The organism is Cupriavidus sp. 05L411 (genome assembly GCF_056398045.1).
Window position 1 is genome coordinate 23342 of record NZ_JBFTOQ010000043.1, and the last position, 19274, is coordinate 42615.

Here is a 19274-nt window from a genome sequence, read left to right on the forward strand (position 1 = left end):
ATGGAAGTCTCACGTATCCGGGCCCTGCGCGGCCCTAACCTGTGGTGCCGCCACACCGCCATCGAAGCCATCGTTTCTTGCTCCGACGAGGCCCACACGCTGGCACAGCTGCCCGGTTTTGAAGAGCGCCTGCGCGCGCGCTTTCCCGAGGTAGGCCCGCTGCGGCCCGATGACAACGAAGGCGTGGTGTCGCTGGCGCACGCGCTCGAATGCGCGGCCATGCGCCTGCAAGCAGAGGCCGGCTGCCCGGTCAGCTTCAGCCGCACCGCACCCACCGTCGAACCCGGCACCTATCAGGTGGTGGTGCAGTACAGCGAGGAAGAAGTCGGCCGGCTGGCGCTGGAACTAGCCGCCACGCTGTGCCGCGCCGCGCGCGATGACATGCCGTTCGACCTGGCCGATGCACTGCATCGCCTGCGCGAGCTCGACGAAGACGTGCGCCTGGGGCCGAGCACCGGCTCCATCGTCTATGCGGGCGTGGCACGCGGCATTCCGTATCGCCGCCTGACGCAAGGCAGCATGGTCCAGTTCGGCTGGGGCAGCAAGCAACGCCGCATCCAGGCCGCCGAAACAGACATGACCAGCGCGGTCTCGGAATCGATCGCGCAAGACAAAGAGCTCACCAAGAAGCTGCTGCACGCCGCCGGCGTGCCGGTGCCGATGGGCCGCTCCGTCTCGGACCCCGACGAAGCCTGGGCCGCCGCGCAGGAAATCGATGCGCCGGTGGTGGTCAAGCCGCGCGACGGCAACCAGGGCAAAGGCGTGGCGGTGCGCATCCGCACCCGCGAGGAAGTCATCGCCGCCTATGAAGTCGCCGCCGAGATCAGCTCCGACGTGATCGTCGAGCGCTATATTCCCGGCCACGATTTCCGCCTGCTGGTGGTGGGCAACCACCTGGTCGCCGCGGCCCGCCGCGATCCGCCCCAGGTCACCGGCGATGGCAAGCACACCGTGCGCCAACTGGTCGAGGAAGTGAATCGCGACCCGCGCCGCGGCGAGGGACACGCCACCTCGCTGACCAAGATCCGCTTTGACGATATCGCGCTGGCCACGCTGGCCAAGCAGCATCTCACCGCGGATGCGGTGCCGCCCAAGGGCACCCGCGTGGTGCTGCGCAATAACGCCAAYCTGTCSACSGGCGGCAGCGCGACSGACGTSACCGACGAYGTSCACCCGGACATSGCMGCCCGCGCCGTGGCGGCCGCGCGCATGGTTGGCCTGGACATCTGCGGCGTCGACGCGGTCTGCGAGACCGTGCTCAAGCCGTTCGAGGAACAAGCCGGCGGCATCGTCGAAGTCAATGCGGCACCAGGCCTGCGCATGCACCTGCAGCCCTCCTACGGCAAGGGCCGTGCGGTGGGCGAAGCCATCATCTCCACGATGTTCGGCGACGGCGACGATGGCCGCATCCCCGTGGTGGCGGTCTCCGGCACCAACGGCAAGACCACCACGGTCCGCCTGATTGCCCACCTGCTGGCCGGCAGCGGCCTGCGCATCGGCATGACCGGCACCGACGGTGTCTACGTCAAGGGCGAGCGCATCGACACCGGCGACTGCAGCGGCCCGCGCAGCGCCCGCAATGTGCTGATGCACCCCGATGTGGACGCCGCCGTGTTCGAGACCGCGCGCGGCGGCCTGCTGCGCGAAGGCCTGGCCTTCGACCGCTGCGACGTGGCGGTGGTCACCAATGTGGGTGAAGGCGATCACCTCGGGCTGTCCTTTATCAGCACCGTGGAAGACCTCGCCGTGCTGAAAAGCGTCATCGTGCAGAACGTGGCACCGCACGGCATGGCCGTGCTCAATGCCGCGGACCCCATGGTGGTGCGCATGGCCGACGCCTGCCCGGGCGCCGTGACATTCTTCGCGGCCGACCTCAACAACCCCGTGATGGCCACGCACTGCGCGCAGGGCAAGCGCGTGGTGTACGTCGAGGATGGCCATATCGTGGCCGCCGAAGGCGAGAACCAGGTGCGCATCGCGCTGTCGAGCATTCCGCTGACGCGCGGCGGCTCGATCGGCTTCCAGGTCGAGAACGCCATGTCCGCCACCGCGGCGGCGTGGGCACTGGGCATCGACTGGGAAGTGATCCGCCGCAGCCTGGCGACCTTCGTCAACGATGCAGCCACCGCCCCCGGCCGCTTCAACGTGTTCGACTACAAGGGCGCAACGCTGATCGCCGACTACGGCCACAACCCGGATGCGATCCAGGCGCTGTGCAACGCCATCGAAGGCATGCCCGCCGAGCGCCGCTCGGTGGTGATCAGCGGCGCCGGCGACCGCCGCGACGTCGATATCCGCCGCCAGACAGAGATCCTTGGCGATGTGTTCGACGAAGTGATCCTGTACCAGGACCAGTGCCAGCGCGGACGCGAGGACGGCGAAGTGCTGGCCCTGCTGCGCGAAGGCCTGGAGGGCGCGAAACGCGCCAGCGCGGTGGAAGAGATCCGTGGGGAGTTCCTTGCTATCGATACTGCGTTGTCGCATTTGCAGTCGGGGGATCTTTGCTTGATTTTGGTGGATCAGGTGGAGGAGGCGCTGGCGCATATTGAGCAGAGGATTGCTCAGGGGTGAGTTGGGTAGCCTCGCGGTAAACAAGAAAGCCAGCCTCATCGGCTGGCTTTCTTGCATTCTGATTTTGATTGGCGTTGGTGTCTTGTACCCAAAGACCGTAGGACGGCGCTCTGCGGGGTTGGTCGCTGTTTGTTTCATCGGCGTTGGTTTTTGGACCCAAAAGCCAACGCCGCCAACAAAAAACATAGCCCCCGCAGAGCAACGTCATACGGCCATTGCGCACAAGCCACCACCGCCGCCCAAATCCCCCCTATCCCCCCACCCCTAATGCCTCCCCGGCAAAGACAGCCGCCGCTCCAACAACCGCTGCACATGCGCCAGCGCCGTACTAAGCATCCAATAAATAGCAGCAACGGCAAGATAAAGCGGCAACGGCTGGTAGGTCGCGGCAATCACCTCCTGCGCCGTGCGCAGCAACTCCGTCACCGTGATCACAGACACCAGCGAGGTGTCCTTGATCAGGCTGATCAGGCTGTTCGACAGGCTCGGCACCGCCAGCCGCAGCGCCTGAGGGCCGACCACGTAGCGCAAGGTCTGGCCTTGCGTCAGGCCCAGGCTGTAAGCCGCCAGCCACTGCCCGCGCGGGATGCCGAGGATGGCGCCGCGCATGCTCTCCGAGAGATACGCCCCTACGTTCAGGCTCAGCGTCAACACGCCCGCCGGGGTGGGTTCCAGCGCGATGCCGATGCCCGGCAAGCCGTAATACACCACGAAGATCTGCACCAGCAGCGGCGTGCCGCGCATGATGCTGACGTAGGCCCGCGCGACGGCCTTCGGCACGGGCCGGTGGCTGATGCCCATCAACGCCACCACGGTGCCGATCACCAGCCCGAAGATCATCGACAGCAGCGCGAACTTGATAGTCAGCAGCATGCCCTGCAGCAGCACGGGCAGCGATGCGGCAACGAGTTGGAGTGCGGACATGGAAAGCCCTGGCGGGAGGCGTGCCCGCGCTTATCTGGCCGGCTTGGTCACGTCACCGCCGAACCATTTCGCCGAGAGCTTGCCGAGGCTGCCGTCCTTGCGCATCTCGTCGAGCGCGCGGTCGATGGCCTGCGCAAACTTCGGATTGTCCTTGCGAAAGGGGATCGCCACCTCGGAATTGCCGCCCTCCACAATCGCGCCGGGCCGCAGCGGCAGGTTTGACGTCTTGATCAGGTAACCGATCATCAGGCGGTCGTTCAGCGCGGCATCCACGCGCTGCGCGGCCAGGTCGCGCAGGTACTCGGGCGCGCCCGGATAGGTCTTGACGTCGATGCCGGCAACCGACTTGGCCAGTTCGTTGTAGTTGCTGCCCAGGCTCACGCCGAGCTTCTTGCCTTTCAGGTCCTCGAGGGACTTGAACTGCCGGCTGTCATCCTTGCGCTGGATCAGCTGCGCCGCCGAATACACGTAAGGCGTGGAGAAATCCAGCACCTGCTTGCGYTGCGGCGTYACCGCGACCTGGTTGACGATCACGTCGAACTTGCCGGCCTGCAGCCCGGCAATGATGCCGCTCCACTCGGTAGTGACAAACTCCGGCTTGACGCCCAGCTTGGCCGCCACGCCCTTCGCCACATCGACGTCGAAGCCTTCCAGCTGGTTGTTGCTGCCGCGGTAGTTGAATGGCGGATAGGTGCCTTCCAGCCCGATCTTGAGCACGCCGGCCTGCTTTACGGTATCGAGCAGGTCGGCGGCCTGCGCGGCGGCGCCGGCCGCCAGCAGCGAAACGGCGAACAAGGCGTTGAGACAGCCAGTACGAAGCGATCGCATATGTTCTCCAGTCAGCACAGCCGACGCGGACGGCGTCCGCAACGGTCCGGCAAGCGTTGGCCCAGCGTTGGTCCGCCAAGCACGCAAGCCGGCTTTTAGCCTAGCGCAATTTCGCGTCGAACAGCAATAACGATTCGCCCTGCCCCGCCCTGCCTACTGGAACGCCTTGTCGTTAGGATGGGCGTAGAGATCCTTCATGTCGGCTGACAGCGGATAGTTCAGGTTGATGTTGCGCGGCGGAATCGGCGACTGGAACCACTTCCTGTACAACTGCTCGGCGCGGCCGCTGGTCATCAGGTCGGCGATCACCCCGTCGGCCAGCGCCTTGAACGATGGATCATCCTTGCGGAACATGCAGGCGTAGTTCTCGGTCTGCAGCGGCGTGCCCACCACGGTCCAGTCATTGGCGCTCTTGGCCTTGGTCAGCTCGCCGTAGAGCAACGGCTCATCCATCACGAAGGCCACCGCGCGCCCCGTCTCCAGGATCAGGAAGGACTGCCCGTGGTCCTTGGCGCTGATCAGGTTCATGTTCATGGTCTTCTCGCCATTCATCTTGACCAGCAGGCGCTCATCCGTGGTGCCAGCGGTGGTCACCACGTTGCGGTCCTTGAGATCCGGGAAGTCTTTCACGCCCGAATCCTTCCTGGTCAGCATGCGCAGCCCGTAGACAAACAGGCTGTTGGAAAACGCTACCTGCTTTTGCCGCTCCAGGTTGTTGGTGGTGGTGCCGCACTCGATGTCGATGGTGCCGTTCTGCATCAGCGAAATGCGATTCTGCGACGTGATCGGCACCAGCTTGATATCGAGCTTGGGGTTTTGCAGTTGCGCCTTCACCTTGTCGACGATCTGCAGCAGGATCTCGTGCGAGTAGCCCATCACATCGCGTCCGTTGGTATAGGAGAACGGGATGGAGGACTCGCGATAGCCCAGCGAGATCACGCCGGTTTCCTTGATCTTGCGCAGCGTATCGCCGTCGGCGGCGTGCGCATTGCTGACAGCGCCCGCGGTGCCAGCCAGCATGGCAACCGCCAGCAGGCAACGGGAGAATCGGTTGGAGTGGACCTGCGATTTCATATCGTTTTCTCCTTGGGTGGGAATGGCTCGAGGTACTGCTTAGTTGTGAAGCGGTGTTTCTCAGCGGTAATGCAAACGAAAAGACTGTCCCGGAACGCTGCCCATCAAGCCAGCGTCGCGGCGAAATCCGTGTCATCGATGGCCGGCTTGCGCCCGGCCAGGCCATCGGCCAGCAAACCCGCGCTGCCCATGGCCAGCGTGAAGCCAAGCGCGCCGTGGCCAATGTTGAGCCACAGGCCACGCACGCCCGACCGGCCCACCATCGGCAGGCCGGTCGGCGTGGCCGGGCGCAGGCCCGCCCAGGGCTGCAACTGCTCCGGCTCCACGCCCGGCGCCATGTTGCCAAACAGCGCACGGGTCTCAAAGGCCAGCGTGGCGATGCGGGCACGGTCGATGACGGTATCCGCGCGCACCAGGTCGGCCATGCCCGCCACGCGCAAGGTGTTGCCGATGCGGGCATAGACAATCTTGCGCGCAGCATCGGTGATGCTGATGTGCGGCGCGCGCTCGCCATCGCGGATCGGCACCGTGATGCTGTAGCCTTTGAGCGGCCACAGCGGTGCCTGCACGCCCAGGGGCTTGAGCAAGGCCACGCTGCCGATGCCGCCTGCCACCACCACGGCATCCGCCCGCTCGATGCCGGCGTCGGTACGCACGCCGGTCACGCGATCGCCTTCGCGCTCGATGCCCAGCACGCCGGTGCCAAAGCGCAGCGACACGCCAGGACGATCACGCAGCAACTGTGCCAACGCCAGGCAGAAACGATGGCAATCGGCCACTTCCTCGCTCGGCGTGTGAATCGCSCCGGCAATCTCGCCGCGGATGCCGGCCAACGCCGGCTCCAGCGCCACGCACGCGTCGCCGTCCAGCGCCTGCTGCTCGCAGCCCAGGCTGGCCTGGTAATCGAGCAGGCGGCAGGCGGCATCGAAGCCGGCCGCGTCGCGGTGCACAATCAGCTTGCCGCGCCGGGCAAAGCCGAAGTCCACCGGCTGGCTGTCGACAAAGGCCTGCATCAGGTCGCGGGAGTAGAAGGCCAGCCGCAGCAGCTTGCGCGTGGTGGCCTCGCTGGCCGAGGCATTGCAAGCCCGTGCAAACGCAGCCAGCCAGCGCCACTGCGCCGGGTCACCCGATGGGCGGAAACGCATCGGAGAATCAGGGCGCAGCAGCCACCCGGGTACCTTGGCCAGCACGCCCGGCCCGGCGAGCGGCGCCACATAGCTATAGCTGAGCTGCCCGCCGTTGGCGAAGCTGGTTTCTTCGCCCGGGCCGTCGCGCCGCTCCAGCACGGTCACCTCGTGCCCGTCGCCCGCCAGCCGCCACGCCGTGCTCATCCCGATCACGCCCGCCCCTACGATCACAACCTTCATTACCCGCCTCTTTGATCCGGTCCTTTTCGACCCGACACAGGGTAGACCACGCAGCCCGCCTTGCCCAATGCGAATACGTGCAAGAATATGTCTTTAGGCTATGGGTGCCGCTTTGCTGCAGCGCCCTCCCCTGCCACATGCGATTGCGTCAGATCGAAGTCTTTCGCGCGGTCATGCTGACCGGCACCGTCAGCGAGGCCGCGCGCCTGCTGCACGTCTCCCAGCCGGTGGTCACGCGCGTGCTCCAGCATGCCGAGGCCACACTCGGCTTCCGCTTGTTCGACCGGGTGAAAGGCAGGCTGCAGGCCACGCCGGAGGCCGGCGCGCTGTACGGCGATGTCGAGCGGCTATATGGCGAGATCGAGCGGGTGCGCCGCGTCTCCGAAAGCCTGCGCCACAAAGGCGCCGGCCGCCTGCGCGTGGCGGCCACGCCCAGCCTGGCCAATCCGCTGCTGGTGCCAGCCGTACGCCGCTTTTGCGCGCGCCATCCCGACACCCAGGTGCAGGTACTGACCCACCACACCGAAGAGATCGTGCAAGGGCTGCTGGCTAACCAGATCGACCTGGGCTTCGCCTTCTCGCCACCGCGCCACGAAGCCATCATCAGCGAGCCGGTAGCTGGCGGCCAGATGCTGCTGGCGGTGCCGCGCGGCGAGCCGCTGGCGGCCCGCGGCCGGCGGGCCGACGTGCCGATGCACAAGGTGGTTGAGCGCCCCTTCATCGCCTACGACGACAACAGCTCGCTTGGGCTGCTGGTGCGCCAGACGCTGGCGCGCAATGCGCTTGAGCCGCGCTCCACGCTGGAAGTCCAGACCTATTCGCTGGCGCTAGCCCTGGTCGATGCGGGCCTGGGCCTTACCTTGCTCGACCAGTACACCGCGCTGGGCGCAAGCCCGGAGCGTGTTTCGTTGCACGAGGTCAAGCCCGCGTTGCCTTTCGAGATCCAGCTGCTGCGCGCCAGCCACCGCGGCAGTTCCAGCCTGGCCGACGCTATGCGCGAACAGTTTGCCGCCGCCGCGCGGGAGCTGGCTGCTGCGCTGCCGCGGCGGCTGGAAGCGCCGGCGGTCAGTTTTGAGCATGCGCCTAGATGAAACGTCCCGCCGCCCTTGCGGAATTTGACAGTTCCGTGCGCCGTGCACCATCATCAAAGTGCCTGAACGGTGCTTTCCCAAACCTATGTTCGCCCTAATCCTGCTTCTCCTCATCCTGATCAGCGCCTTCTTCTCGATTTCCGAGATCGCGCTGACCGCATCGCGCCGCACCAAGCTGCAGACGCTGTCCGAGCGTGGCGACCGCCGCGCCACCAAGATCATGCTGCTCAAGGAGGAGCCGGGCAACTTCTTCACCATCGTGCAGATCGGCGTCAACAGCGTGGCCATCCTGGCCGGTATCGTCGGCGAGAAGCATGTCTCCGACCTGTTGCAGACGGCGCTGCTGCCCTACCTGGACGTGGTCACTACCCAGCGCATCGCCAATGTCGGCTCCTTCCTGATCGTCACCCTGCTGTTCATCCAGTTCGCCGACCTGATCCCCAAGCGCATCGCCATGACGTTTCCCGAAGCCTGCGCGCTGGCGGTGATCGGGCCAATGCTCACGCTCATCAAGATCTTCAAGCCGCTGGTCTACGTGTTCAACGGTGCCGCCAATGCCACGCTGCATCTGTTCGGCGTGCCCACCAAGCACATCGACCAGATCACCTCGGAGGACATCGCCGCCATGGTCGATGCCGGGGCGGAGGCAGGTGTGCTGCACAAACACGAGATCCACCTGATCGAAAACGTGTTCGAGCTGGACGCGAAGAACGTCACCGCGGTGATGACCCCGCGCGACGATGTGGTCTACATCGGCCTGGACGAATCCCCCGACAGCCTGCGGCGCAAGCTGGTCAACTATCCGCACGCGCAATATCCGGTGTGCGGGCACAACCTCGACGACGTGCTGGGCTACATCGATTCGAAGGACATCCTGCAGCTGTTCCTTGCCGACGATTCCACCGGTGTGATCGGCAACATCGGCAATATCGGCAAGCACCACGACAAGAACGTGCTGGTGATTCCGGACACGCTGACGCTCACCGAATCGCTCACGCGCTTTCGCGAGATGCACCAGAACTTTGCGGTGGTGATGAACGAGTACGGGCTGGTGGTGGGCATCGTCACACTGGACGATATCGTCGGCGCGCTGATGGGCAACATCATCTACTCCACCGAGGATGAACAGATCGTGCGGCGCGACGAAAGCTCATGGCTGGTCGACGGCGTCACGCCGCTGGTGGACCTGAAGAAGGCGCTGGAGCTCGACGAGCTGCCCGGCGAGGATTACGTCGACACCGCCGCCGGGCTCGTCATCTACACGCTCAAGCGGATCCCGAAGAAGTCGGAAGCGATCGAGGCTGCGGGATTCCGCTTTGAAGTGCTGGACATCGACCATCACAAGATCGATCAGTTGCTGGTTTCGCGGCTGCCGCCGGCGGCGCCGTTCCAGCCGTAAGCGCGCGGCGATACCGCTCGACCGTGCCGGGCAGCTGGAACACCACGATCCACGTGCCAACCACCACCACCGCTGCGGCGGCAACTGCGCCCAGGCGCAGCGGCGCCAGGCGTTCCGGTGCATGCAGGGTGGCATAGGCGGTGCCTAGCAGCACGATCCAGGCAAAGCCAAGCGCGCAGCCCGCCAGCACGTCGGACAGCCAGTGCATGCCAAGGTAGAGCCGCGACAGGCAGATCAGCGTCACCACCACCGCCGTCAGCGCCACCACCGGCATCCGTACCCGCCACGGCTGGCGCAGGCACAGCAGGAAGGCCAGGAAGCCATAGGTCACCATGCTGCTGGTGGCGTGGCCGCTGGGAAACGAGAACGACTCCAGGCCGCCGTAGATGCTGGCCGGCCGGCTGCGCTCAAGGGCAAGCTTGAGCACCATCACGCAGGCGCGCGCGCCAACCAGCGCCCCCACCCAGTAAGCTGCCGCCACCCAGGCGCGGCGCCACGCCAGCCAGCCAAAGACCGCCACGCCCACTGCCACGGACACCCGCGCACCGCCCAGCTCGGTCAGCGCCACCATGGCCGTATCCAGCCAGCCCTGCTGCCACGCGCGAAGCTGCGCGAACACCGCCTGGTCCACCTGCACCAGCGGCGCGCCTTCGGCGATGGATTCACCCAGCCACAGCAACACGGCCGCGCAAGCCAGCAACAGCACACCGCCTGCTGCCAGCAGGAGCAGCTCGACAATATCGCGCTCCAGCATGCTGGCCACGCGCGGCCACGGCTGCGTGTCCCGCTTGCGCAGCGCATCGCGGCCACGCAAGCGCGCGGCATCGAGCCTGCGCACCAGCGGGCGGATCACCAGCAGCAAGCCGCGCACCACACAGAGCAGCAACAACGCGAACAAAGCGAGAAGGCCCACCACGCCCAGCGCGGTTGCCGGTGTGAGCCAGGACGCGCCAGCCGGCTGAACCGCCGCGAGCGCTTGAACGGGAGCAGCCACCATCGGCTCAGCCCCCCGCCGCCATGCGCGCGATATTGGCGCGTGCCGGCGCTTCGCAATCGGCAAAGGCTGGCGTGAGGAACAAGTGTGGCCGCTGCGCCATTGCCTGCAGGAACGCGATCCGCCGCTGCATGAATGCCGCGTACAGGGCATCGCCAGAAAGGCCAGTGCGATTGGCCAGCAGCGCCTTGTTTTCCTCGAACACAGCGACAGTCCACGCGTCGAATTCCGCGTCAGGCACAGCCAGCCGGAACAGATCCAGATCCAGCACCGCCTCGGACTCCGGCACCGATGCACGATGCCCGCAGGTATCCATCACGATGCGCGCGGCCAGCGCTGTCACCGCCACATCGACCCCGCTCACCATGGTCTCGATCAACGCGGCCGACGCCGCTTCGTTATGCTCGCAGCCCGGCACGTAGACCGCGTCGTGGAACAGCACGGCAAGCGCCTGCGCGGGCATGAGCGCAATGCCGCGCGCCTGCGCCAGCGCGAACATCTCCAGCACATGGCGGCGATCGTGGTAATGCCGGTAAGGCGCGTCGTAGCAGGCCAGCACCTGCAACACCGCCGCGCGCGGCAAGAAGTCCAGGCAAGCCAGCGCGGCCGGCCAGTCCGGCGCGAAACGCGCTTGCATGCCCTGCGGCGTGTCCACGCTTTCACCGAACACATCCAGCGGCCGCACCCACAAGCGGGAACGATCCCGCATCGATTCGTACACCACCACCTGCGACAGGTCAGACTCGATCACGCCGAGGCCAACCATGGCATAGGCGCCACCCTTGTAATGGCGATAGGGCATGCCGTGGAGATAGTCGGAGGACCCATCTGCGCCGGGCACGGCGTGCGGGGAAGACTGGCAAGAAGACTGTGTCATGAGCGGCTGTTCAAATCGGAGCAGCGTCATGATAGTGCATTGACTGCGCGGGGCCACTTGCGGGCCCCGCGCGGGTGCGCAGCGTTGACTGCGTGGTTGGCTACGCGTTGGCTACATTACTTGCGATGCGTGCGCTGACGCATTGCGCCAGGTTCAGCCATCTTCGGGTCCTTGAGAGACATCTCCTGCACCTCGCTCTCCTTGCTGTGCCGTTTCTCAAATCGGATGTTCGGGGATGGCCGCTTCGAATTGGAGTGAGCGTTCCGGCTCATGCCTTACCTCCATTCTGGTCGACGTGGCGGTTGCCACTTAACCAATATAGAGGTCTGGCGGCAGGGTTACCATGCCCGGCGCGCTTCGAGGCGCCGCCACTGTCATTGATTGCGCCGCTCGCCCCGATCCCGCATCTCGACACCAGTCGGGGTGGGCAGGTGGGCGGGCGCAAGGCAAGGTTGGCGTACCGGCGAAAAGGATCCGGCGAGCCCGAAGGCTCCCCTGCCCAGGTCCGCCCAATGAAGGCGGGCAGAGGCATAACGGACCTAAAAAATCGCCTGACGGCGACTGTCCGCCATTTCGTTCGGGACGCCAATCCCGATCGCTGTGGTTGCAGCGATGCGCAGAGTATATCGCGTGAGCTGGCAGGCTCGTTGACCTGCGCAACGATGCCTGCGCCATCGTGCCGACAACGCGTGAAACTGTACCCCCAAAGCAAAAGCCCCACGACTCTTTAGGAATCGTGGGGCTTTGCGTACTGCTGGCGGAGAGGGTGGGATTCGAACCCACGGTAGGCTCGCACCTACGCCTGATTTCGAGTCAGGTACATTCGACCACTCTGCCACCTCTCCGGTAACTGGGTCGCTTGTCGCGAAGAACAAGATTATAGAGGAAATCTCGTTTCCACTGCAAGCCCCTCGCGTGAAAATTTACGCCTCGGGCTCCAGACGCGTCAGGCCGCCCAGATACGGCTGCAATGCGGCCGGCACCGTCAGCGAGCCGTCCGCATTCTGGTAGTTCTCCAGGATCGCCACCAGCGTGCGGCCAACCGCCAGGCCGGAGCCGTTGAGCGTATGCAGCAGTTCCGGCTTGCCCTGGCCTGCGCGGAAGCGGGCCTGCATGCGGCGGGCCTGGAAGTCGCCCATGTTCGAGCAGGAGCTGATCTCGCGGTAGGTGCCCTGCGCGGGGATCCACACTTCGAGGTCATAGGTCTTGGTGCTGCCAAAGCCCATGTCGCCAGTGCATAGCACCATGGTGCGGAACGGCAGGTCCAGCTTGTTCAGGATGGCTTCGGCGTGGCCGGTGAGCTGCTCGAGCGCTTCGAACGAATGCTCGGGCTGCACCACCTGGACGAGCTCGACCTTGTCAAACTGATGCTGGCGGATCATGCCGCGCGTGTCGCGGCCGTAGGAGCCGGCTTCCGAGCGGAAGCAAGGCGTGTGGGCAACGAAGCGCAGCGGCAGCTTGTCGCCGGCCACGATGGCGTCGCGCACGATGTTGGTCAGCGGCACTTCGGCCGTGGGGATCAGGTAGAAGTTCTCGGTGCGCTCGCCACCCTCGCTGTTCTCGCCACCGACCTTGCGCGGCACCTTGAACAGGTCTTCCTCGAACTTGGGCAATTGGCCGGTGCCGCGCATCGAGGCGGCATTGACGATGTAAGGCACGTACATCTCGGTGTAGCCGTGCTCGATCGTGTGGGTGTCCAGCATCAGTTGCACCAGCGCGCGATGCATGCGTGCGATGCCACCGCGCAGCATGGCGAAGCGCGAGCCCGTGACCTTGCTCGCGGTATCGAAATCCAACCCGAGGCGCTCGCCCACGTCGACGTGGTCCTTGACCTCGAAGTCGAAGCTGCGCGGCGTGCCGACGCGGCGCACTTCCACGTTGCCGGTCTCGTCCCGGCCCACCGGCACGCTTTCGTGCGGCAGGTTGGGGATGGCTTCCATGATCTCGGCGAGCTGGGCCTGGATTTCTTCCAGGCGCGTGGCCGAGGCCTTGAGGGCGTCGCCGATGCCGCCGACTTCGGCCATCACCGCCGAGGCGTCTTCGCCCTTGCCCTTGAGCATGCCGATCTGCTTGGAGAGGCTGTTGCGGCGCGCCTGCAACTCCTCGGTCTGGGTCTGCAGTTGCTTGCGCTCGGCTTCGAGTGCCTGGAAGGCCGCTACGTCGAGTTGGAATCCGCGCGTGGCAAGGCGTTGCGCCACGGCGTCGATGTCTTTGCGGAACAGCTGGATGTCTAGCATGTTGCGTGTGAGGGCAGGTGCATTGGCCAGCGACATGCTGGCGGATCTGGCATTTTACTGTACTGGCCCGGGCCCACGCCGATCCGCCGGCTGGAGAACAGGCTGGCGGATCGCCCGCTGTTCGCGGGGACACGCAGCCTGCCAGAGGTGATGCGCGTTATTGTGCTCCGCCGCCCTCGCCGCCGCCTTCGTCCCGGCCCTTGCCTTTGCCCTGCTGCCGGAGCCACTGTGCGTCCAGATCGCGCAGGTGGCGCAGCTTGTCGCTGATCTTGCCCTCCAGCCCGCGCGGCGTGGGCTTGTACCAGCCCGGCCGCTTGAGGTCGTCGGGGAAGTAGTGCTCGCCGGCGGCATAGGCTTCGGGCTCGTCGTGCGCGTAGCGGTAGGCGTGGCCGTAGCCCAGCTCTTTCATCAGCTTGGTCGGTGCGTTGCGCAGGTGCACCGGCACACCGCGCGACTTGTCCTTGGCCACGAAGGCGCGCGCGGTGTTGTAGGCGTTGTAGCCGGCATTGGACTTGGGCGCCACGGCCAGGTAGATCAGGGCTTGCGCCAGCGCGAGCTCGCCTTCCGGCGAGCCTAGCCGCTCGTAGGTCTCGGCGGCATCCAGCGTGATGCGGGCGGCACGCGGATCGGCCAGGCCGATGTCCTCCCACGCCATGCGCACGATGCGGCGCGCCAGGTAGCGCGGATCGGCGCCGCCGTCGATCATGCGGCAGAACCAGTACAGTGTGGCATCGGGATCGGAGCCACGCACGGATTTATGCAGCGCGCTGATCTGATCGTAGAACGCGTCGCCGCCCTTGTCGAAGCGGCGCAGGTTCTCCGACAAGGCGCTGCCGAGCAGCGCGTTGTCGATGACCGGCGCGCCGGCACTGCGCGCGGCGCGCGCCACGATCTCGATATTGTTGAGCAGCTTGCGGCCATCGCCATCGGCTGAGGCCACGATCAGCTGCAGCGCCTCGTCCTCCCACTGCAGGCCGCCCAGCTCTTCGCTGGCGCGCCGCGCCAGCTGCGTCAGTTCGGCGTCGTCCAGGCTCTTGAGCACGTAGACCGCGGCGCGCGACAGCAAGGCGCCGTTGACCTCGAAGGACGGGTTCTCGGTAGTGGCGCCGATAAAGGTGAACAGCCCGCTTTCCACGTGCGGCAGGAAGGCATCCTGCTGGCTCTTGTTGAAGCGGTGCACCTCGTCCACGAACACCAGCGTGCGCCGTCCGTGGGCACGGTATTGCTCGGCGCGCTCGACTGCCTCGCGGATGTCCTTGACGCCGGACAGCACCGCCGACAGCGCGATGAACTCGGCGTCGAAGGCTGTGGCCATCAGCCGCGCCAGCGTGGTCTTGCCCACGCCGGGCGGGCCCCACAGGATCATGGAATGCGGCTCGCCGGACGCGAACGCCACCCGCAGCGGCTTGCCAGCRCCAAGCAGGTGTTGCTGGCCGATCACCTCATCGATATTGCGCGGGCGCAGGCGCTCGGCCAGGGGTTGTTGGGAACGATCGGGAGCTTCGGAAAACAGCGTGTCCGCCACGGTATTCAGGCCTTTAAGTCAGGTCAGGCGCGCACGGTGCGTGCCCGCTGCGCCTAGGAACCTGACAGTGTAGACCATCGCGCGCGGCCGGCCGCGCGGCCCGTTACGGCTGGCGAATCAGCGCGCGGCGCGCTCACTGCGCGTGAAGACATCGAGCACGCCAGCGCGCTCGCTACCCACGCGCGTGCGCCAGGCCGCCACCGCGCCCGCGCCGGCATCGCGTAGCGCCTGCTGCACCGCCGGGGCGGGATTGTCCTGGATGGTTACGCCGTTGGCGCGCATGCGCGTGGTGTTTTCTTCCAGCCGTGTGCCCAGGCGCGCCCACTGCCTTTGCTCGGTCGCCTGCGCGGCTGCGTCTACCGAGGCGCGCAAAGCGGGCGGCAAGGCCGCGTACGCGGCCGCATTGACCGTGGTGAACGACAACGGCATCGCATAGCCGATGGCCGTGAAGTTGGGCAGGTAGTCCCACAGCTTGCGGCCCGCGCCGCCGTCGCCGGAGGACAGCACCGCGTTGACCGAGCCATCCTTCAGGCGCGGCATCGCGTCGGCAAACGACAGGTTGGTCGGCTGCGCGCCGGCAGCACGCATGACTTCGGTGGACGTCTCGTCATAGGTGCGCACCGACAGCGCGCGCAGGTCCGTCAGCGTGGCAACAGCGTTGCGCGACCACAAGCCGGTGGGCGGCCAGGGCGTGACGTAGAGCAGGTGCTGCCCCTGTGCCTCGAAGGCGCGCGCGTAGTCGGCGCGGGCCAGTTCGGCCAGGCGCCTGGCCGAATCCACCGAGGTGGCGACGAACGGCAGCGACGACAGCAGGAACAGCGGATCGACCGCGCCCAGCGCGCCGCCGAAGGCATCGCCGCCCTCCAGCCGCCCTTCTTTCACCGCCGCCGGCATCTGCGCGGATTTGACGCCCGCGCTGGCGTCAAAGCTGGGCTTGACGTCGATCGCGCCTGCGGTGCGCGCCTTGACCTCATCAGCGAAGGTAGCCAGCCCTTCACCAGGCATGGCGCTGGCCGGGTATTCGGTGGCCACCCTCCAGGTGGCCGCAGCAGCTGGCTGGGCCCAGGCCAGGTTTGCGCCGCAGGCCAGCAAGGCTAGCAGCAGGCCGCGACGCAGGCATTGGCGGCGCAGCAGTTGGGATACGCACTTAGGGGAAGCAAACATGACGAGAGTCCTGGAATCTTGAAGCAATGAAGCCGCGAAGCTGTAAAGCCATAGAGCTGTAAAGCTGTAAAGCCGGCAAGGACAAACAAGTAAGCAAGTAGGCCGCCAGGGCCCTGGTGGTGCGCTCAGCCGCGCCGGAACGCCACCACGTCGTCCACCTCCACGCGAATGCCGATGTGCTCGCCGAGCGCATGGTCGTGATGCGAAGGCACCAGCGACAACACCTGGCCGCCGCCGGCCAGGCGTAGCGTGTACAGGATCTCGGCACCGCGAAAGGCCTTGTGCAGGATCTTCGCGCGCAGCGGGCTGTCATCGTCGTGCACGATATCGTCGGGGCGGATCAGCACATCGACCTCTGCCGTTGCGGGTGGTACGCCCAACGGCTCGCTGCTATGCAGCGTGCCGAGTTCCAGCATGACCGAGTGCGGGCTGGCAAGCTGCCCCCGCATCAGCACGCCCTGCCCGATGAAGTCCGCGACCACGCGTGTGGCCGGCCGGTGATAGAGGTTGTGCGCGCTGTCCCACTGCTCGATGGCGCCGGCGTGCATCACGCCGATCTCGTCGGCCATGGCAAAGGCTTCGTACTGGTCGTGGGTGACCAGAATGGCGGTGGCACCCTGAGCTTTGAGGATGTCGCGCACCTCCAGGCTCAGGCGCTCGCGCAGGTCGATGTCGAGATTGGAGAACGGCTCGTCGAGCAGCAGCAGCTCCGGCTTCGGCGCCAGTGCGCGCGCCAGCGCCACGCGCTGCTGCTGTCCGCCCGAGAGTTCGTGCGGGAACTTGCCGCCGGAACCGGCCAGGCCCACCAGCGTGAGCATTTCCTCGACCCGCGCCGCGCGTTCGCCGCGGCGCACGGCATGCAGCCCGAAGGCGACGTTGTCCGCCACGCTCAGGTGCGGGAACAAGGCGTAGTCCTGGAACACCATGCCGATGCGCCGGTGCTCGGGCGCCACGGCAAACCCCGGCGACGACATCACCTGCCCTTGCAGCAGGATGCGGCCTTCGCGCAGCGGCTCGAATCCGGCGATGGCGCGCAGCACCGTGGTCTTGCCGCAGCCGCTGGGGCCGAGCAGGCAGGCGATGCTGCCGCGCGCGAGGGTGAAGGACAGGTCGTTGACAACGCGCTGGCTGCCGAAGCCATGGTGGATGCGATCGACCTCGATCACGACATCGGATCGTGCTGGCATGGATGAATTGGAATGCGGGTGGCCTGGCATGCCGAGCATTATATGGACGCGGGCCCTGGATGTCTGTCACATGCGGATGCGTCGCCCGGCGTATCCGCATTGCTAGAATGCAGGGCTTGCCCCATGGCCTGCCGACCGCGCCCCCGCCGCCGGGCCTCACCCTGTCCCGCACCAATACCGACACCCACGCCGCTGCCGCATGAGCCTGCTTCGCCCTAGCCGTACCCGCCGCCTGCACCCGTTAGCCTTGGTTGCCGCCCTGGCCGCGCTGCTGATCGCGCTGCCGATCGCGCAGGTGGCTGGCAGCCTGCTCGAGCCCAGCGGCGACACCTGGCGGCATCTGGCCGACACAGTCCTGGCCGAGTACGTTGGCAATACGCTGTGGCTGCTGGCCGGCGTCTGCGCCGGCGTGCTGCTGGTGGGCGTGCCCGCCGCGTGGCTGGTCAGCACCTACCGGTTCGCCGGGCGGGCCTGGCTGGAATGGGCGCTGGTGCTGCCGTTGGCGATGCCGGCCTATGTCATCGCCTACGCCTATACCGATGCCCTGCAGTTCGCCGGCCCGGTGCAAAGCTGGCTGCGCGAGCTGACCGGCTGGCGCGCGCGGGAGTACTGGTTCCCGGATATCCGCTCGCTGGGCGGCGCCATCGTGTTGTTCACGCTGGTGCTCTATCCCTACGTCTACCTGACCGCGCGCGCGGCCTTCCTGCAGCAAACCCTGAACACGCTGGAAGCGGCAAGGCTGCTTGGCTATGGCACCTGGGGCAGCGTCTGGCGCGTGATGCTGCCACTGGCGCGCCCCGGCATCGTGGCCGGCACAGCGCTGGCGCTGATGGAGACGCTGGCCGATTTCGGCACCGTGGCCTACTTCGGCATCCCGACCTTCTCCACGGGCATCTACCGCGCCTGGTTCTCGCTGGGCGACAAGAATGCGGCAGCGCAATTGTCGGCCTGCATGTTGCTGTTCGTGATCGGTATCCTGCTGGTCGAGCGTGCCAGCCGGGGCCGCGCCCGCGTGCACGGCGGCCAGCGCCGCGCGCCGGCTTACCGGCTGCATGGCTGGCGCGCCGCGCTGGCGCTGCTGGTATGCGCGGTGCCGGTGCTGCTGGGCTTTGCCATCCCGGCGCTGATGCTGTGCAAGATGGCGCTGGCCGAAGGCGACGCGCAGTTCGGCCCGCGCTTTGTCGGCCTGGTGCGCAACAGCTTCCTGCTGGCCAGCGTGACCGCGCTGATCGCGGTGCTGGCCGCGCTGGTGATCGGCTATGCCGGGCGCGGCATGGCCGCCGGCCGGGGCTGGCTGCTGCGCGCGCTGACGCGGGTGTGCGGCATGGGCTATGCCCTGCCCGGCTCGGTGGTGGCGGTCGGCGTGCTGGTGCCGGTGGCGCGGCTGGACAATGCCATGTCGGCGTGGCTGCAGCAGCATCTGGGATGGTCGGCCGGGCTCCTGCTGACCGGCGGCATTGCCGCACTGGTCTATGCCTACCTGGTGCGCTTTCTCGGCGTGGCGCTGCAAACCGTCAACGCCGGCCTGGTCAAGATCACGCCGGGCATGGACGCGGCGGCGCGCAGCCTGGGCCACGGCCCCGGCGCCACGCTGCGGCGCGTGCACCTGCCGATGCTGCGCGGCAGCCTGCTGACCGCGGCGCTGATCGTCTTCGTCGACGTCATGAAAGAGCTGCCCGCCACCTTCGTGATGCGGCCGTTCAATTTCGACACGCTAGCCGTGCAGGCATACAACCTGGCCTCCGACGAGCGGCTGGCCGAGGCCGCCACCGCCTCGCTGGTGATCGTGGCGGTGGGCCTGTTGCCGGTGATCCTGCTTTCGCGCTCGATACGGCGGGATGCGCGGGAGTAGGCCGGCCGAGTCGCCCACGATTTTTCTAAAGTTCTTCAACGCCTTGCCGATATCCCCCTAGTCCGAAGCTGCGCCCCGGCCCGCCGCACCCTTTCTGGCGTGAGCCAGGCGGTCTGCCCCCACCGCTGGCGTGCTTCGCGCCGCACCATGACTGTGCCGGCCGCAATCCTTGCCCGGCATTTGT

General features: G+C 66.5%; 13 protein-coding genes, 1 tRNA gene and 1 pseudogene. 4 read left to right on the forward strand and 11 right to left on the reverse strand.

Features of this window, described 5'->3' with window-relative positions; translation table 11 throughout:
* The gene (gene cphA / locus AC1DQR_RS32460; protein ID WP_477134464.1) at positions 1-2571 is read left to right on the forward strand and encodes a cyanophycin synthetase; all 2571 of its coding nucleotides are present in this window, start codon (positions 1-3) and stop codon (positions 2569-2571) included.
* A 264-nt stretch (positions 2572-2835) separates the two neighbouring features.
* Here cphA and AC1DQR_RS32465 read toward each other — a convergent pair whose 3' ends face one another.
* The 4 genes from AC1DQR_RS32465 to AC1DQR_RS32480 form a co-directional block, all read right to left on the reverse strand.
* A complete protein-coding gene (locus AC1DQR_RS32465; RefSeq protein WP_416047836.1) occupies positions 2836-3495 on the reverse strand; it encodes an amino acid ABC transporter permease in 660 nt (219 codons plus the stop codon).
* A 30-nt stretch (positions 3496-3525) separates the two neighbouring features.
* Positions 3526-4323: a transporter substrate-binding domain-containing protein gene (locus AC1DQR_RS32470; protein ID WP_416047835.1), complete on the reverse strand. Its 798-nt coding sequence runs from the start codon at positions 4321-4323 to the stop codon at positions 3526-3528.
* Between the two features lie 153 nt (positions 4324-4476).
* Entirely contained in the window at positions 4477-5397 is a 921-nt protein-coding gene (locus AC1DQR_RS32475; RefSeq protein ID WP_416047834.1) for a glutamate/aspartate ABC transporter substrate-binding protein, read from the reverse strand.
* 104 nt (positions 5398-5501) lie between these two features.
* Positions 5502-6764, reverse strand: a complete 1263-nt coding sequence (locus tag AC1DQR_RS32480; protein WP_416047833.1) for a D-amino acid dehydrogenase — start codon at positions 6762-6764, stop codon at positions 5502-5504.
* A gap of 137 nt (positions 6765-6901) precedes the next feature.
* On the opposite strand from AC1DQR_RS32480, the gene AC1DQR_RS32485 reads away from it, so the two are divergent.
* Both AC1DQR_RS32485 and paeA read left to right on the forward strand, forming a co-directional pair.
* The gene (locus AC1DQR_RS32485; protein ID WP_477134465.1) at positions 6902-7855 is read left to right on the forward strand and encodes a LysR family transcriptional regulator; all 954 of its coding nucleotides are present in this window, start codon (positions 6902-6904) and stop codon (positions 7853-7855) included.
* Between the two features lie 85 nt (positions 7856-7940).
* Entirely contained in the window at positions 7941-9254 is a 1314-nt protein-coding gene (paeA, locus tag AC1DQR_RS32490; RefSeq protein ID WP_416047831.1) for a polyamine export protein PaeA, read from the forward strand.
* Positions 9255-9411: 157 nt separating this feature from the next.
* Here paeA and AC1DQR_RS32495 read toward each other — a convergent pair.
* The 7 genes and pseudogenes from AC1DQR_RS32495 to AC1DQR_RS32525 all read right to left on the reverse strand — a co-directional run.
* A pseudogene (locus AC1DQR_RS32495) lies at positions 9412-10251 on the reverse strand (phosphatase PAP2 family protein); the annotation flags it as partial.
* A gap of 4 nt (positions 10252-10255) precedes the next feature.
* Complete coding sequence (locus tag AC1DQR_RS32500) at positions 10256-11125, reverse strand: DUF1653 domain-containing protein (RefSeq protein WP_477134466.1); 870 nt, start codon at positions 11123-11125, stop codon at positions 10256-10258.
* A 755-nt stretch (positions 11126-11880) separates the two neighbouring features.
* Positions 11881-11970: transfer RNA gene (locus AC1DQR_RS32505), tRNA-Ser, on the reverse strand.
* A 78-nt stretch (positions 11971-12048) separates the two neighbouring features.
* Positions 12049-13362, reverse strand: coding sequence for a serine--tRNA ligase (gene serS, locus AC1DQR_RS32510; protein ID WP_477134467.1), 1314 nt, complete (start codon positions 13360-13362; stop codon positions 12049-12051).
* A 157-nt stretch (positions 13363-13519) separates the two neighbouring features.
* Complete coding sequence (locus tag AC1DQR_RS32515; RefSeq protein WP_416047828.1) at positions 13520-14887, reverse strand: replication-associated recombination protein A; 1368 nt, start codon at positions 14885-14887, stop codon at positions 13520-13522.
* A 117-nt stretch (positions 14888-15004) separates the two neighbouring features.
* Positions 15005-16051 carry a TRAP transporter substrate-binding protein gene (locus AC1DQR_RS32520; RefSeq protein WP_477134468.1) on the reverse strand — a complete coding sequence of 349 codons (1047 nt, stop codon included), beginning with the start codon at positions 16049-16051 and terminating at the stop codon, positions 15005-15007.
* A 125-nt stretch (positions 16052-16176) separates the two neighbouring features.
* Entirely contained in the window at positions 16177-17238 is a 1062-nt protein-coding gene (locus tag AC1DQR_RS32525) for an ABC transporter ATP-binding protein (protein WP_416047826.1), read from the reverse strand.
* A 199-nt stretch (positions 17239-17437) separates the two neighbouring features.
* Between AC1DQR_RS32525 and AC1DQR_RS32530 the strand changes: the two genes are divergently transcribed.
* A complete protein-coding gene (locus AC1DQR_RS32530; RefSeq protein WP_416047825.1) occupies positions 17438-19090 on the forward strand; it encodes an ABC transporter permease in 1653 nt (550 codons plus the stop codon).
* Positions 19091-19274: the final 184 nt, after the last annotated feature.